Source organism: Affinundibacterium amnicola (assembly GCF_014284275.1).
Classification (GTDB): Bacteria; Pseudomonadota; Gammaproteobacteria; order Burkholderiales; family Burkholderiaceae_D; genus Undibacterium; species Undibacterium amnicola.
Window position 1 is genome coordinate 548,007 of sequence record NZ_JACOFU010000003.1, and the last position, 14,107, is coordinate 562,113.

A 14,107-nucleotide genomic window follows, 5' to 3' on the forward strand; every position below is an offset into this window, starting at 1 on the left:
GCAATCAAAAGGTATCTCGAAAAAACTTTTAATAATTGTTCGAATCTTACTTGAGTTTTTTCATAAACTGCGCCAATCTTATTATTCTTGATATGCAAAGCGGTAAATATTTTTGTATCTCCGCGATGTTTGTAAAATCCATATGTGCATGTAACACGTTCAAAAACGTGACTATTAAAATAAAGACGAGACAGAAAATGACTACATTCAATTCAGTATTTGCTAAGAGCGCTTGGGATAAGTCTAAGCGAAGAGTGAGTTTAACGCTGGCAACAACGGTCACGATCGCATCCATCGTTGCCGCATGCGGTGGATCTGGTGGCGGCAATACCGTCACGCCATTGCCTGGCAATGGCAATGGAACGGGGACGGTGAATCCCAATCCGGTAGGGCCACCATGGTTGAGCCATGGGGCCAATGCACAGCATGACGGACTGTCTGCCGTTGCAACGCAGTCTTTTTCGCGCATTGTATGGCAGGCGCCAGTCGATGTCGCGCCCAAATATTCAACGCAGGGATACTTGCTAGTGCATTATGGCTCGCCTGTGATCACCGCAAAAAATACCGTGATTTTGCCAGTGAAGTCGGCGGCTGATTTGGTCTATCGTTTTGAGGCGCGTAACGGAAATGATGGGAAATTACTGTGGTCGGAAAATTCCGATTACATCATGCCAGCCCATCGCTGGACGCCAGCTTATAACGTGACGCTTGCTGCCAATAATCGGCTGTATGCTCCAGGTGCTGGCGGTAAAGTACTTTATCGCGAAGATGCAGATGCGAGCAGTGGCACATTAAAGAGTTTAGTGTTTTATGGCGAGGCGGTTTACAACGCGAACAAAGCCGCAATGGATAAGGCGGTTATGATCAATACGCCGATTACGATTGACACGCAAAACAATATTTATTTTGGCTTTATTGCAGCTGCTGGCAACCCAGCTGGTTTAAGTAGTGGTGTAGCAAGAATCGCTGCGGATGGTAAAGCGAGCTGGGTCAGTGTCGCAAATTTAGCGCCTGGCACAGGAGTGGCAAAACCGGCGACGAATAGTGCATTTGCTGTCTCCAAAGATCAAAAGACTTTGTATGTCGTGACGAACGATAATATCGCGACTGGTGTGCGCCAGACAGGTTATTTACTGGCTTTAGACACGGCTAGTCTGGCATTAAAGTCCAAGGTACAGTTAATCGATCCGAATGAAAATGGTGCCGCGAATATTTCCGATGACAGTACGGCCTCGCCATTGGTTGGTCCAGATGGTGATGTGTATATCGGCGTATTAGAAAAGACCTATGGTTCGCATAATGCGCGCGGTTGGTTATTGCACTTTAATGCAGATTTGTCGCAAACCAAATTGCCCGGCTCTTTTGGCTGGGATGACACGCCATCCATCGTGCCAGCAAATTTAGTTCCTAGCTACAAGGGTAATTCTTCTTATTTACTGATGGTGAAATATAACAATTACGAACGTGCCGGTTCAGGCAATGGTATGAATGAAATTGCGATTATCGATCCGCATAACGCCCAAGATGATGAGTTCGCCAATGTGAAAACCATGAAAGAAGTGATTACCATGTTGGCACCAACCCCGGATCCAAATGTGCCGGGTGGCTTCATTGAGTGGTGTATTAATACTGCGGCGGTTGATCCATTTACAAAATCAGTGATCGTGAATAGTGAGGATGGATTTCTCTATCGCTGGGATCTCAGCACAAATATGCTGAGTGAAAAAATACGTTTGACTAGTGGTTTAGGCGAATCATATACGCCAACAGCCGTCGGTGCTGATGGAAAAGTCTATGCGATCAATAATGCGATTCTGTTTGCGATTGGTAAATAACACCGAATTTGATGGCATCCACAAATTGCAGGGTATTTGATCGCTATTGCGTCTTGCCGAGGAGATGAGTTTCTTCTCGGCAAAACTTCAAGCTTTGATGTATTCTTTGCTCTGCTGTAGTTGAATGCGTTCGAATAGTTTGAACTGCGTTCGATTATCGAGGCAAAGATCGCGCAAGGGGATGTCACATGTCGCAAGCCATCATGAATCAGGACGGCGTAATCAATCAGACCGTGCCCGGATTAAAACTATCTGAATTGATCAGCGCATTAAGTCATGCGCTCGATATCACAGAAGGGCAACCAGAAGGTCATTGCATACGTTGCTGTTGGATTGGCATGCATATTGGTCGAGAAATGCATTTGCCCGAAGATCAGTTGTGGAACTTGTATTACACCTTATTGTTGAAAGATCTAGGATGTAGCAGCAACGCAGCGCGTATTTGCGAGCTGTATTTGACGGATGATCTGCAATTTAAGCGTGATTTCAAAACCGTCGGCGACAGCTTGCCGCAAGTCTTACATTTCGTGCTCAAACATACAGGTTTGAAAGCTGGATTAGCAGAGCGATTCCGTAGTGTGTTAACCATTTTGCGAGATGGTCGTAATATCGCACAAGAGTTGATTGCTACTCGCTGTCAACGTGGTGCGGAGATCGCACGCCTCTTACGATTTTCTGAAGACGTGGCGCAAGGTATTTATAGCTTGGATGAGCACTTCAACGGACAAGGTCGCCCCGATGGATTGCAGGCTGATACGATTCCGATGTTTTCGCGTATCGCATTGTTGGCGCAAGTGATTGATGTATTCCAGATTGCCGATGGCGCTGAAGCCGCATTAAATGAAATTCGTGAACGCTCAGGTGTTTGGTTTGATCCTTTATTGGTCGATGCTTTTGAGCGAGTCGCTGAAAAAGAAGAATTTTGGTTCGCTTTACGCGCGGATGACATTACCAGTCGTGTTGTGGCTCTAGAACCGCGTTCGTACGAAGTACCTTTAGACGATGATTATCTAGACGATATCGCGGCAGCGTTTGGTCAAGTCGTTGATTCCAAGAGCCCTTACACCAGTGGACATAGTGCGAGGGTGGCACTCTATACCGATTTGATCGCCGAGGCGTTAGAGCTTAGTCCAGAACGCAGAAGGTGGTTGAAGCGCGGGGCTTTATTGCACGATGTAGGTAAACTTGGCGTGAGTAATAGTGTCTTGGATAAAGCAGGGAAGCTGGATATTTCCGAGTGGGATGAAGTGAAATTACACGCCAGTTATACCGAAACAATCTTGTCGCGGATTTCTGCTTTTTCTGAATTGGCAAAGGTGTCGGCCGCGCATCATGAAAAATTAGATGGCACAGGATATCCGCGTGGATTGAGCGCGGAACACATTACTTTAGAGACCCGAATTATTACAACCGCAGATATCTTTGATGCGATCACCGCAGAGCGTCCTTATCGCGGTGCCACACCGATTCCGAAAACCTTAGAAATCATGGCGGAGAACTTGCATACCGCAATTGATGAGCGCTGTTTTGAGGCCTTAAAACTAGCCATCGCAAAATTAGAGCGAATGGATGCGACGCATTGATCAGAGAACAGCAATCAAGTTAACGCATCCCAAATCTCATATCGGTTGATTTGATTGACGGGAAATGCTGCAACGGCTTATTTCTGAATCTATTTCTGAATCAGCTGAACACGATAATTGATCGCCATTTGATCTTGTTTATGCGTGATTTCTAATAATCTGTCGATATTCGGATGCTTCCCCGGAAATGCGATCGCATCAGCTGTATGTTCGGCATAAATTTCCAAACCCTTGTGTGCCGCAGCGGCATTGATTTCACCAAATTCTGCAAAGAGTGCGTGATAGACGCGCACACTGCCAGCAGATCCGGGTTTATTTTCAATCAGCGCGGCGAGCTGTTCGCCTGCATATAATTCGATTGCTGCGAGATGATCAATACTCGGCAAAGTGGATAAAATTTCACTAAATTGCATAGGGCTTCCTCGGAAACGACGTGGTGATGCTTGCTCTAAAAAGATCAGCATTATAAAGGGATATTATGAAGGGATATCATGAAGGGATATCATGCATGGATCTAAAAAAAGATCTCAAAAATGGAGCGCCATCTTAATCGACACTGATCTCACATGACAAGCCAAAAGTGAAAGCGCTGGCCGACGAAGCCAGCGCACTCGAACTTAATCGTGACGAGCAGTACCGATGAAACGCTGCATTGCACCTTCATTCATGCCAATAGGATTCGATGCTGACACAGGCTGCAATTGTTTTAGTGTTGGAGGCTGATTGACGAATGGTTTGATTCCCATGCTTTGATGAATCTCGCTCGGGTACATCAAATAGCCACGGGTAATCACTGCGGATACTTTGCGAATATCTTCAATGTTCTTTGTTGGATCACCATCAACCAATATTAAATCCGCCAGTTTACCAACGCTAATGGAGCCACGTTCATGTTGGGTACGGGTGTAAATCGCACCGTTGCGGGTGGCGACTTGCAATGCTTGTGCAGGACTTAAACCAGCTTTCACTAAGAGTGCTAGTTCTGAATGCAGCGTGAAGCCAGTGAGCTCATCTGTGCCAGCGACTATCGGTACACCCGCTTTGTACAAACGCCCAACAAAGTCGATCATTTTTGCGTAGGATTTTTCATAGCGTTGATGGGTTGCATCATCAGCGATCTTCATTGTACCGACTGAGAAACCGCGACGTACATCTGGCGGCATATGATCAGCGATGGCGGCAAATGGTTGATTGATCGTACCGTCTTTTTGCCTTAAAAACGAGAAGGTCGCGAGTGTGGGATCAATCGCGATTTGTTTAGCTTTTAAGCGTGCAATAAAATCTTTAACTGGTTTTGAATTGAAGTCGATATCGACCGTTTTTTCAGACGGCAAAATAAATCGGTCTAGGGTGCGTGTATCGGTTTTTGGTGTCGCTAAGAAATTCAACATCACTTGGTTAATGTGTTGGATTTCATCATAGCCAGCATCGAGCGCCTCGAAAGCACGTAGTCCAACGGGAATATGTCCTGATACTCTCAAACCACGGGAGTGCGCATAAGCGACGGTATCTTTTAAAATTTCTTTAGGAAACGAGTTGTAAATTTTGAGCTGTGGATAGCCGTGTTGTGCATACCAGTCAATCGCATTTTTTGCTTCGGCTAGGTTTTTAATGACGAAACCATTGTTAGCAGAGTAGGGACTTTCTCCTTCTAAAAAGCCTGCTGGTACGATCTGTGGTCCAAGGAGATTACCGTTACTGATTTCATTGAGTAGCAACTGCATCTGGGCGTTATCATTGCCCATATCGCGCACACTGGTCACACCAGCAGCGATGTTTAATCCGCCATCCCAACGACCAACATGGCCGTGCATGTCAAACAGGCCTGGTAATAAAATTTTGCCTTGTGCGTCAATTTCCGCAACCGCGCCACGAACTGGTGAACCCGCTGGCAGTATCGCGGTAATGCGACCACGAAGTACATAAACATCTGATGCCGCTTTGAGCTGTGCTTTATCGCTATCAAAAATTCGCGCGTTACGGATGACAGTCAAACCAGATAAGGGATGCTGGAGTTTTTTCGCTCTTTCAACGAGCACCTTACTCTCAGCAGCTTTCTGGAAATTAGCCATCGCTTCACCGTTGGCCTGCCAGCCTTCTTCGACCATTTTCATATAGCCAGGAATGACCACCGCAAACAAGCGCGGTTCGGCACCAGTGGTGGCCCAGACAAAAGTTGGTGATAAGCCGATTCCGGTTTGTGCTAATAATTGTACAGTTTGTTTTTTGTCGCCATTGCTGACTTCTAATTCACCGATCTTACTTTGAGAAAGCGTGCCAGATGGCAGCAATGCTAAACGCTTATCTGCCGATTTTTCTAGTGCAGTGATAGAAAGCGAACCGATTGCGAATGAGCTGTTGAGTGGAATATATAAAGCAGAGCCGCTGACGGTTTTTTTACCTTGTTCGGAGGTCGATTTCCATTCTGCTTGATCGCCAGTGCGCTGATAACTTTCATTGACAACCGCGCCGAATGTTGAATTGCCCATCACTTTATATTCTTTGATCAGACCATCTGCACCAAGTCGAAATTCTTCATTGAGTTCTGGACCACGTCCATTGTCTTTAAAGATAAAACGAACCTTGGTTAAGCCCTGGTCATCACGCTGAACAATTTGTTCGCCTGCTTGTTTACCATTTTCAACAAAGATCAGATATTTGGTCGTTTGTGTATCTGCAAACGCGTTCGCAGTGGAGAGCAGTACCATGCTTGAAGCGATGATGGTTTTGATGAATTTCATAGAAGATTTCCTTAATGAATAGGCCAACGAGTGCGTCAACGAGTGCGCAAAAAATTAGCCAATGGAACCGGAGAAAGAAACATAAAACCACGGCACTTTAGCATGTCGTGAAGCTGCCAAGCAGTGGCAAGGAGATAAAGCGAAGTTTAGCGTGGTTAAAATGCCGAACTGGTAGAGTGATCTGGCAGAACGAAGTGGTTCTGCCAGTTTTTGTGATGAAAGTTTTGATGAAAAAATTAAGGAATAAATTAAGGCATAAAGATCAGTTCGTTACTAAGCTCGTCTGGATTGTCGGCATGTTCAGCAATCGGGAAGTGTTGGCGAAGTAAGCGTGCACATGCACTTAATGCTTCGCTCAGACCTTCGACAACATGTGCCGCCGCCAATTCGTTTTGGAGTTGCGCGCAGATGCTATTCCATTCACCCTGATCAACTAATTTGTGGATGCCACGATCTGCGACAATTTCTATCTTTCTCTCGGCGAGTAAGATATAGAGCAAAATGCCACTGTTTTCTTCGGTATCCCAAACGTGCAATTCCGAAAACCAATGAATCGCGCGTTGACGTGCTGTTGTGCCAGAACGTACAACAGAAAATGGCAGTTGCGATTCAACGACTAAGCGGATTTCTCCGCGATGCCCTTGTTCCGCTTTCGCAATTTCTTGACTGAGACGCTGGCGATTAGTATCGTTAAAATGTTGACGATATGGATTTGGGCTTAGTTGCGCGCGCAAATTTTGCCAAACTCGTTTGTTTGTCATTACCAATCTCCCGAGGCACCACCGCCACCAAAATCACCGCCACCACCGCTAAAGCCGTCGTTGTCGCTTCCGCCACCTCCACCGCCGCCAAATCCACCAATTGCGCCACTTTGTAAAACCGCACCCGCCAAATCCCAAAACAAGCGACTACTGAGCAAACTGTAAATGATTACCATCAGTAATCCTGCGAGTGCAGCCATTCCTAATGGTGTTCCCGCAAACAAGGCAGCCCCAGCACTACCCAGACCTAAACCACCGCGACCTAGCCATGGGCCAAGTACTTTGTTGAGGATAAATCCGGCAATTAATAAACCTAACCAAACTAGTGGATGCAATCCTAAAATCTTGCCATCGTCTTGAAATTGCGCAGTCTGACCTTGGCTGGGTGCCGGTGGCGGTAATTCTTCGCCAGCGATCACCGCAGTGATTTTGTCGATACCGATATCAATACCACCGTAAAAATTGTTTTGCTTGAACGCAGGACGAACAAATTCGCGAATAATTCGAGCGCTGGTGACATCCGTCAATGCTCCCTCTAAACCGCGGCCGACTTCGATTCTTAAGCGCTTATCGTTTTTTGCAATGAGAAACAAGACGCCATCAGCAGTGCCTTTGCGACCAATTTTCCATTCGTCGGTAACACGAATGGAAAATTGTTCAATTCCTTCTTCTCCGGTCGTCGGGATCATGAGTACAGCGATCTGACTGCCTTTTGTCTTCTCAAGATTCGCTAACTTTTGCGCCAATGCCTCGGTCTGAGCTGGTGTCAGTGTTTGAGTTAAATCGGTAACCCGTTTAGACAGTTTGGGAACGGGAATTTGTTCTGCCGCTGCCTCACTGCATCCTAAAATAAAAATAATAGGAAGCAATAAGGCCAGGCAATATTGTGTGAAAGACTTCACTGTCAACATTATTTCTTACCGAAATCAACTTTTGGTGCGTTTGAAATAGCTTTTTCGTTTTCAACGGTAAAGTTGGGTTTAACGTTCATACCAAACATTTTCGCTGTCAGATTGCTTGGGAAAGAACGAACAGTGACGTTATACGTTTGTACACTCTTAATGTAGCGATCACGTGCCACTGTGATACGGTTTTCTGTACCTTCTAATTGCGCGGATAAATCGCGGAAATTATCATTGGCTTTTAAAGCTGGATAGTTTTCAGAGATCATCATTAAGCGTGACAATGCCGAACTCATGCCTGCTTGCGCTTCTTGGAATTTCTTTAAAGCCTCAGGATCTTTTGCTAGTTCGGGTGTCATTTGTATGCTGCCAATTTTGGAGCGTGCTTCCGTCACGCCTAACAAGACTTCTTTTTCATGATCGGCGTAACCTTGCACGACATTGACCAAGTTAGGTACTAAATCAGCACGGCGCTGATAGTTATTCAAGACGTCTGACCATGCGGCAGATACGGCTTCGTCTTGTTGTTGTAGTGTGTTGTAGCCACAACCAGTTAAGCTTGTAGCGAGAAGGGCGATCAATAAAAAGCGTTTCATAGAATTTGCTCCTGAAAAGTAATTAAATAAATTGGAGATCAGTAAAAATAAAGAACCTGCGCAGCATACCGTAGGTGCTGGCTAAAAATCTTCGGTTATCTGGATAAAATTTTTATCACGACTTTTTTGATTTGCATTGCTTGATTGACCGCCCGACACGGTCGATGTAATTCACCAGGAAAGAAGACGGCATACATGCCGGGAGTAAGTACAATTTTTGTTTCGTTTTCTTGCTGTGCTACAAATGCAATATCACGCTCTGCCAGAAAATTATCCGTCGGTTTTAAGTTCGGGTTTGCTGGTAAAAAACCTAAAGCTTCTTCCCCGCTGAGCAAGCACTGTACATCGATGTGGCGTTCATGAAACTCTGGAAAACCAAGATCCCAGTTCTGGGTAATTGGATCTTGTACAATGGCGAACATACGCGTGCCATCGATTGGATATTTACCGGGCGCGACTTGCAGATAGTCGGTGTCGCGCAAATGTTGTAAGGCAAGCTCAATCTCGGTGCTGGCGCTGGAGTGTATTGTTTGTATCTGATGCAAGTGGCCAAGAATCATAGTTGATGGATCCGTCTAAGAAAGTCGTGATGTTATTGTGAGGCTAAGAGAATATAAGTACAACACAGAAGCTAAAAGGCTGTTTTTTTAAAGTAATCGAAATGCTGCGGCCGCAATGATAGTTGGCCCTAGCGCTGCCAGAAATAGTCCAATTGGATGAATTGCCTCATCTTTAAAATGCCCGCGCAAAATGGCAAAGCCGGCAGGGTTAGGTGCATTCGCGATGATCGTTAGACCTCCGCCAGTCACCGCGCCTGTCACCAGGGCATATTTAAAACTATCCGACAGGCCGTCCACTAAAGAACCTAAGTAGGTGAGCGCCGCATTGTCGGTCACTGCGGTCAAAATGGTCGCCCCGTAAAAAACTTGATCACTGCTCATGCTCAGTAAGGCAGGTTGAAGCCACCATTGTTGTTGACCACCCAACACCACTAAACCAGCGAGAAAGAAGGCCACTAATAAGCCTTCGCGCAGAATCAGGCGATCTTGATATTGTTGATAGGCTTGTGTGATACCCAGAAAGAACAGAAACAAACCCATAAAAATGGCGGGATGATGGGCAAAAATAACTACACCAGCCAGAAATAGAAAATGGACGATACTTAAAACAAGCGGTGTCTTTTGTGTTTGATTATTTGGTTTGCTACGCGGTAGCGTGATTAACTCACGGTGAAATAGCGCCGCCATACAAAGCGTGCTGATACTAATGGCGACCGCTGCCTTCCATCCTATCATCGACATCATAAAATGCATGTCCCAGCCCCATTTTCCTGCCACCATCAAAACTGGCGGCGCGGCAAAGGGTGTCAGTGTGCCCCCGATTGATACATTCACAAAAAGCAAACCTAAAGTCGCATACTTAAAGCGGCTTGACACTGGACGAGAGAAAAAACACTCTGCAATGATGAGTGCGGCCAGCGTCATGGCAGCCGGTTCGGTAATGAAGGAGCCGAGCAGGGGGACGGTGATCATCACAATCACATACAAACCTAGGCTGCCAGGCAATGGTAAGAAATTGGCAGCGATTCTGACCGTCGACATCGCGGTTTGAATGATGGGTCTGGTGCCCGCAATGACCATGATTGCAAACACGAACATGGGTTCTGTGAAGTTACGTGAATCGATGTAATCAGTAGCGGCTTTAGATCCTTCTAAGCCAAAAATGACAAGCATGAGTACGAAAGCCCAGAAACCAAAGACGACTTCCACTTCTCCCAATAAATGCCAGAGGCCAGAATGCGAAGGTTTCGCATGCGCCAAACGCTCGAAGAATTTTGTTGAGAATGTATGAATGATGGCGACTGCAAATAGAATTGCACCGATCATTTGTACGTGGGTTGGGGCGAGCATGATATTTATATTGTGTTCCGTATTGGTAGATTCTGATTCAGACTGTGGATTTTGTCATCTCGCTATTTCGCTACTTGGCTAGCCTAGACAGCATATTTGAGCCCTGACATATCGATCTGATTCTGGCCGAGTTGATTCTGGCTTGAAGTTGTTGGTGGAAGCTATTTATTGTAGCCTACTACATCGTAACATCCGCGAATAAAATCCTTAGATCGGGAATGGCATGTCTTTCGTTTATTTATGCTTGATTGCGATTGCGTCGGCGATTTTCTGGCACCACTATCAACGACGATTTCTGTTGGCGAGTGTGATGTCTGCCTTGACTGCTACCGTATTTTTTGAAGTGTTAGCTTATCTGGAATCAGGATCGCTAGATCCATTTTTTATGATCGCCAGCGTGTTGGCTTGGGGAGTGAGTTTGTTTATTTCGATTGCGCTTGGTTTATTGATGACCAGGAATCGACGATAAATTAAGCAGACGTTGCTGGTGGAGCGGGGTCGGGTAACAAACAAGCATCGACGATCTGCAAGTCATTGTCTTTTGCAAAACTCATTACAAAGTGAAAGGCCAGTGGTTCGATCTCGCGCAGAGCCTCATTCACCACAACAGAGCGCACGCCATTGAGAAGAATGGGTCTTACATAAGGCGAGTATTGCAAATGTGCATTTCTGCCGCCTTCCGGGCGAAAGCATGACATGGCACCACACAGTCGTTCGGCCCAATCGCTGGGACGGAACTGTTTGCCATCGCTGGTGAGGCCTTGGATAAAGAACTCACGTATTGGCTTGGAAGCGTGTTTGGCTGTATCAGTCATGTGATCCGCGGGCAAAAACGGCAATGTTACGTCAATCTTACGTCAATCAAATTTGGCTGCTATTTTCACTTAATCACGTCAGAATAGCTTTGTTTTGCCAAGTTCGTATTTTAACCTACCTATGTATTATATCTTATAGAAGACTTGAACTAAAATCAGAGTAGTAAAATTTCTTTGATGCAACGATGCTAAGTATAGTCGATATTCCTAGCCAGTAAAGTAAATCGAAGGCTTTTGTGGGTTTGAATTTTAATCATTTATTATCAATGACTTAGCTAAATTTTACTTACTCGGCAGTAAGAAGTTTCTGTCTTGCTACCGATCTAGTGGGAAAATGCTGAGGAACTTTGTTGGGCTTGAATGGTCTGTTTGGTGCACCGTCATCAAGCGGTATTTTGTTTTATATCACAAGAAAAAATGATCAATAAGGGAAAAACATGTTTAATCGTAAAGATGTGCAGAGGCTGAAAAAAACAGGTCTGGCGGTGTTGACAAGTTGTTTGCTAACTTCAACTATCGCGTTCGCGAGCGCTACCAAAGAAAACAACAAGGCTGCGGTTTTTTCTGAAAAAGAATTGCAGACCGCAGCTTGGATACGCGACGCAGCGCGTACTGATAATTTAAGTTATAAAATTTTGGAGTCATTGACGACCGAGGTTGGTCCACGCATGGCTGGAAGTCCGGGGGATGCATTGGCAGTTGCGTGGGCAGAAGCGAAATTTAAAGAGCTCGGCTTTGATAAAGTATGGAAAGAACCCGTCACTTTTCCCAGCTGGAAGCGTGGTATTGAAAAGGCAGAGATTACTGCACCGTTCCCGCAAGCTTTAGTGATTACGGCCCTGGGGAATACTGTCGCGACGCCACAAAATGGTTTAACTGCAGAACTCGTTGAGTTTGCGACTTTGAAAGAAATGCAGGCAGCGCCAATCGACAAAGTGCGCGGCAAGATTGTCTTCATCAATCATAAAATGCAAAATTCAAACGAGTATGGCCTCGTAGTTCCGGGTCGTTCTAAAGGCGCGTCTGAAGCTGCACGTAAAGGGGCCGTGGCAATTGTGATTCGCTCAGTCGGTACAGATAGTCATCGTTTACCACATACTGGCGTGATGACTTACGATGCTGATGTTGCGCAAATTCCTGCCGCTGCGATGTCTAATCCTGATGCAGATATGGTTGCACGTATGATTAAGCGTGGTAAACCAGTGACATTGAAGTTGGAAATCAGCGCCAGTGCTGCAGGCACCTATACTTCCTACAATGTGATCGGTGAGATGACGGGGAGTGAATTGCCGAACGAGTATGTCTTGATTGGTGGCCATTTAGATTCTTGGGATTTGGGAACAGGTGCGATTGATGATGGTGCTGGTTGTGCGATCACTATGGCAGCGGCTGAATTTATCAAGCGCAGTGGTTTACGGCCTAAGCGCAGTATCCGCGTCGTTTTATTTGCGAATGAAGAGCAGGGCTTGTTTGGCGGTAAAGCTTACTTGGCCGCCCATCAGTCACAAATTGCGAGAATTCAAGCGGCGGCTGAGGCTGATTTGGGGCAAGGGCCAGTCACCAAGATGGCATCATTTGTGCGAGCAGAAGCCTTACCATTGGTCAAGCAAATGCATACAGTACTCGCTCCTTTGGGAATTGAGGCTGGGGATAATAATGCATTTCCGGGGCCTGATATGGGTGACTTGAGAATGGCTGGCGCGGCGAGTTTTGGATTAGCTTTAAAAGCAGATGACTACTTTGATTTGCACCATACTCCAGATGATACTTTCGATAAAATTGAACCAGCGCGTATCAATCAAGCTGCGGCGACTTATGCGGTATTTGCGTGGATGGCAGCACAAGCACCAATGAGTTTTGGTTCTGGAGCTGAATTATTATCGGTGATCAAAGCGGCAAAGAAATAAATTCTCTCTTGCATCAAGGATTGAGATCGGATCCGGATTAGTTTGCCCCAAATTAATCTGGTCTTATTCCTTATTCCTTATTTCTTATTTCTCAGTCCTCATGCGATAGTGAATTGAGCGCCTTCAAATTATCTTGATTGCGCTCATTTTTTTTGGGCGCTTGCTTTGCTTAGCATCGGTGCGATTGCTAAGGCGATTAAAGCGAGCGCCAGTGGCACACTGGAAATGAAGCCTAGGTATTTAAAACCTGCGGCACCTAGCACACCACCAATCGCGAACGATAACACCAGCATGCTATGTAGTTTTAGTTTTTGTCTGTTCACAACGACTTTTAAATCAAGATCACGTTTGTGGTTGCGTTCTTGATCGCGGTTCCAATAAAGTAGTTTACCGAGTTCAATACCGATATCCGTAATGAGGCCCGTGATGTGCGTGGTACGAATTTCCGCGTGCGAGATTTTGGTAATCAGCGCATTCTGCAAGCCCATCATGTAACACAATAAAATTGCTGTGAATGAGACGGTGATCATTTCATGCTTCAATAGTCCTTGCCCTAACATGCCGAAAATCAGCAGCAAAATAGCCTCTAAAAATAAGACGGGGGAATAAATAAAACGCGGGAAATTACGTCTGGCGTAGTTCACAATTAATGCGGTACAAGCGGCGCCGCAAATAAATGCAAGCATCATGAATAATGCCGCCAGTGCTGCCATGCTGTGCCCGAGAATTAACTCATCTGCTGCACTTGAAAGTAAGCCTGTCATGTGCGAGGTGTACTCGCCAACTGCCAAAAAACCTCCAGCATTGAGTGCTCCAGCGATCCAACATAAAGTCACCCCCAAATGCAGATTTGCCTTTGCATCGCGTTTTGGCGAGGTGAGTTTTGCGAGATAGTGTTGTGGCATACAGGAATTTAAATGGTGTACTAACTGGTGTACAAATTAGGTGCTCAGCTTAGCCTACATTTGAATCGACATGTCATGCTGCATCCGTGTTAAGTCAAGTCAAGCTGAGATCATCCCCATCATCGCGCGCTTGCCCTGTTTGGGTCAAGCTT

At 45.7% G+C, this 14,107-nt stretch carries 13 protein-coding genes; 4 read left to right on the plus strand and 9 right to left on the minus strand.

The features are described 5' to 3' along the window. Window positions 1-197 precede the first annotated feature (197 nt). Together H8K33_RS10355 and H8K33_RS10360 are read left to right on the plus strand one after the other, a co-directional pair. On the plus strand, window positions 198-1,835 hold the full coding sequence (locus H8K33_RS10355) for a hypothetical protein (protein WP_186890936.1): 1,638 nt from the start codon (window positions 198-200) through the stop codon (window positions 1,833-1,835). 188 nt (window positions 1,836-2,023) lie between these two features. Then, complete coding sequence (locus H8K33_RS10360) at window positions 2,024-3,418, plus strand: HD-GYP domain-containing protein (RefSeq protein WP_246443482.1); 1,395 nt, start codon at window positions 2,024-2,026, stop codon at window positions 3,416-3,418. An 89-nt stretch (window positions 3,419-3,507) separates the two neighbouring features. On the opposite strand, the gene H8K33_RS10365 is transcribed toward H8K33_RS10360, so the two are convergent. The 7 genes from H8K33_RS10365 to H8K33_RS10395 all read right to left on the minus strand — a co-directional run bounded on the left by H8K33_RS10365 (window position 3,508) and on the right by H8K33_RS10395 (window position 10,328). After that, complete coding sequence (locus H8K33_RS10365; protein ID WP_186890937.1) at window positions 3,508-3,831, minus strand: DUF2322 family protein; 324 nt, start codon at window positions 3,829-3,831, stop codon at window positions 3,508-3,510. A 204-nt stretch (window positions 3,832-4,035) separates the two neighbouring features. Then, window positions 4,036-6,159 (minus strand): amidohydrolase family protein, encoded by a 2,124-nt coding sequence (locus tag H8K33_RS10370; protein WP_186890938.1) that lies wholly within the window; start codon window positions 6,157-6,159, stop codon window positions 4,036-4,038. A 248-nt stretch (window positions 6,160-6,407) separates the two neighbouring features. Continuing rightward, the gene (locus H8K33_RS10375; protein WP_186890939.1) at window positions 6,408-6,920 is read right to left on the minus strand and encodes a TPM domain-containing protein; all 513 of its coding nucleotides are present in this window, start codon (window positions 6,918-6,920) and stop codon (window positions 6,408-6,410) included. After that, window positions 6,920-7,831: a TPM domain-containing protein gene (locus H8K33_RS10380; RefSeq protein ID WP_186890940.1), complete on the minus strand. Its 912-nt coding sequence runs from the start codon at window positions 7,829-7,831 to the stop codon at window positions 6,920-6,922. Before H8K33_RS10380 ends, H8K33_RS10375 begins: the two co-directional genes overlap by 1 nt. Beyond that, the gene (locus H8K33_RS10385) at window positions 7,831-8,418 is read right to left on the minus strand and encodes a LemA family protein (protein ID WP_186890941.1); all 588 of its coding nucleotides are present in this window, start codon (window positions 8,416-8,418) and stop codon (window positions 7,831-7,833) included. The genes H8K33_RS10380 and H8K33_RS10385 overlap by 1 nt, the downstream gene beginning before the upstream one ends. A 95-nt stretch (window positions 8,419-8,513) precedes the next feature. Beyond that, window positions 8,514-8,978, minus strand: coding sequence for a NanQ anomerase/TabA/YiaL family protein (locus tag H8K33_RS10390; RefSeq protein WP_186890942.1), 465 nt, complete (start codon window positions 8,976-8,978; stop codon window positions 8,514-8,516). Window positions 8,979-9,065: 87 nt separating this feature from the next. Continuing rightward, window positions 9,066-10,328 carry a putative Na+/H+ antiporter gene (locus H8K33_RS10395; RefSeq protein ID WP_186890943.1) on the minus strand — a complete coding sequence of 421 codons (1,263 nt, stop codon included), beginning with the start codon at window positions 10,326-10,328 and terminating at the stop codon, window positions 9,066-9,068. Between the two features lie 223 nt (window positions 10,329-10,551). On the opposite strand from H8K33_RS10395, the gene H8K33_RS10400 reads away from it, so the two are divergent. Further along, complete coding sequence (locus H8K33_RS10400) at window positions 10,552-10,797, plus strand: hypothetical protein (protein WP_186890944.1); 246 nt, start codon at window positions 10,552-10,554, stop codon at window positions 10,795-10,797. A gap of 1 nt (window position 10,798) precedes the next feature. On the opposite strand, the gene H8K33_RS10405 is transcribed toward H8K33_RS10400, so the two are convergent. Then, the gene (locus H8K33_RS10405; protein ID WP_186890945.1) at window positions 10,799-11,143 is read right to left on the minus strand and encodes a DUF3579 domain-containing protein; all 345 of its coding nucleotides are present in this window, start codon (window positions 11,141-11,143) and stop codon (window positions 10,799-10,801) included. Between the two features lie 437 nt (window positions 11,144-11,580). Here H8K33_RS10405 and H8K33_RS10410 point away from each other — a divergent pair, with 437 nt between their 5' ends. Continuing rightward, a complete protein-coding gene (locus H8K33_RS10410; protein ID WP_222613375.1) occupies window positions 11,581-13,050 on the plus strand; it encodes a M20/M25/M40 family metallo-hydrolase in 1,470 nt (489 codons plus the stop codon). Window positions 13,051-13,193: 143 nt separating this feature from the next. Here H8K33_RS10410 and H8K33_RS10415 read toward each other — a convergent pair whose 3' ends face one another. Beyond that, a complete protein-coding gene (locus H8K33_RS10415; protein WP_186890946.1) occupies window positions 13,194-13,955 on the minus strand; it encodes a YoaK family protein in 762 nt (253 codons plus the stop codon). Window positions 13,956-14,107 lie beyond the last annotated feature (152 nt).

Coding starts and splice junctions, on each gene's coding strand:
- H8K33_RS10355 (WP_186890936.1), top strand. CDS start 198: ATGACTACATTCAATTCAGTATTTGCTAAGAGCGCTTGGGATAAGTCT.
- H8K33_RS10360 (WP_246443482.1), top strand. CDS start 2,024: ATGTCGCAAGCCATCATGAATCAGGACGGCGTAATCAATCAGACCGTG.
- H8K33_RS10365 (WP_186890937.1), bottom strand. CDS start 3,831: ATGCAATTTAGTGAAATTTTATCCACTTTGCCGAGTATTGATCATCTC.
- H8K33_RS10370 (WP_186890938.1), bottom strand. CDS start 6,159: ATGAAATTCATCAAAACCATCATCGCTTCAAGCATGGTACTGCTCTCC.
- H8K33_RS10375 (WP_186890939.1), bottom strand. CDS start 6,920: ATGACAAACAAACGAGTTTGGCAAAATTTGCGCGCGCAACTAAGCCCA.
- H8K33_RS10380 (WP_186890940.1), bottom strand. CDS start 7,831: ATGTTGACAGTGAAGTCTTTCACACAATATTGCCTGGCCTTATTGCTT.
- H8K33_RS10385 (WP_186890941.1), bottom strand. CDS start 8,418: ATGAAACGCTTTTTATTGATCGCCCTTCTCGCTACAAGCTTAACTGGT.
- H8K33_RS10390 (WP_186890942.1), bottom strand. CDS start 8,978: ATGATTCTTGGCCACTTGCATCAGATACAAACAATACACTCCAGCGCC.
- H8K33_RS10395 (WP_186890943.1), bottom strand. CDS start 10,328: ATGCTCGCCCCAACCCACGTACAAATGATCGGTGCAATTCTATTTGCA.
- H8K33_RS10400 (WP_186890944.1), top strand. CDS start 10,552: ATGTCTTTCGTTTATTTATGCTTGATTGCGATTGCGTCGGCGATTTTC.
- H8K33_RS10405 (WP_186890945.1), bottom strand. CDS start 11,143: ATGACTGATACAGCCAAACACGCTTCCAAGCCAATACGTGAGTTCTTT.
- H8K33_RS10410 (WP_222613375.1), top strand. CDS start 11,581: ATGTTTAATCGTAAAGATGTGCAGAGGCTGAAAAAAACAGGTCTGGCG.
- H8K33_RS10415 (WP_186890946.1), bottom strand. CDS start 13,955: ATGCCACAACACTATCTCGCAAAACTCACCTCGCCAAAACGCGATGCA.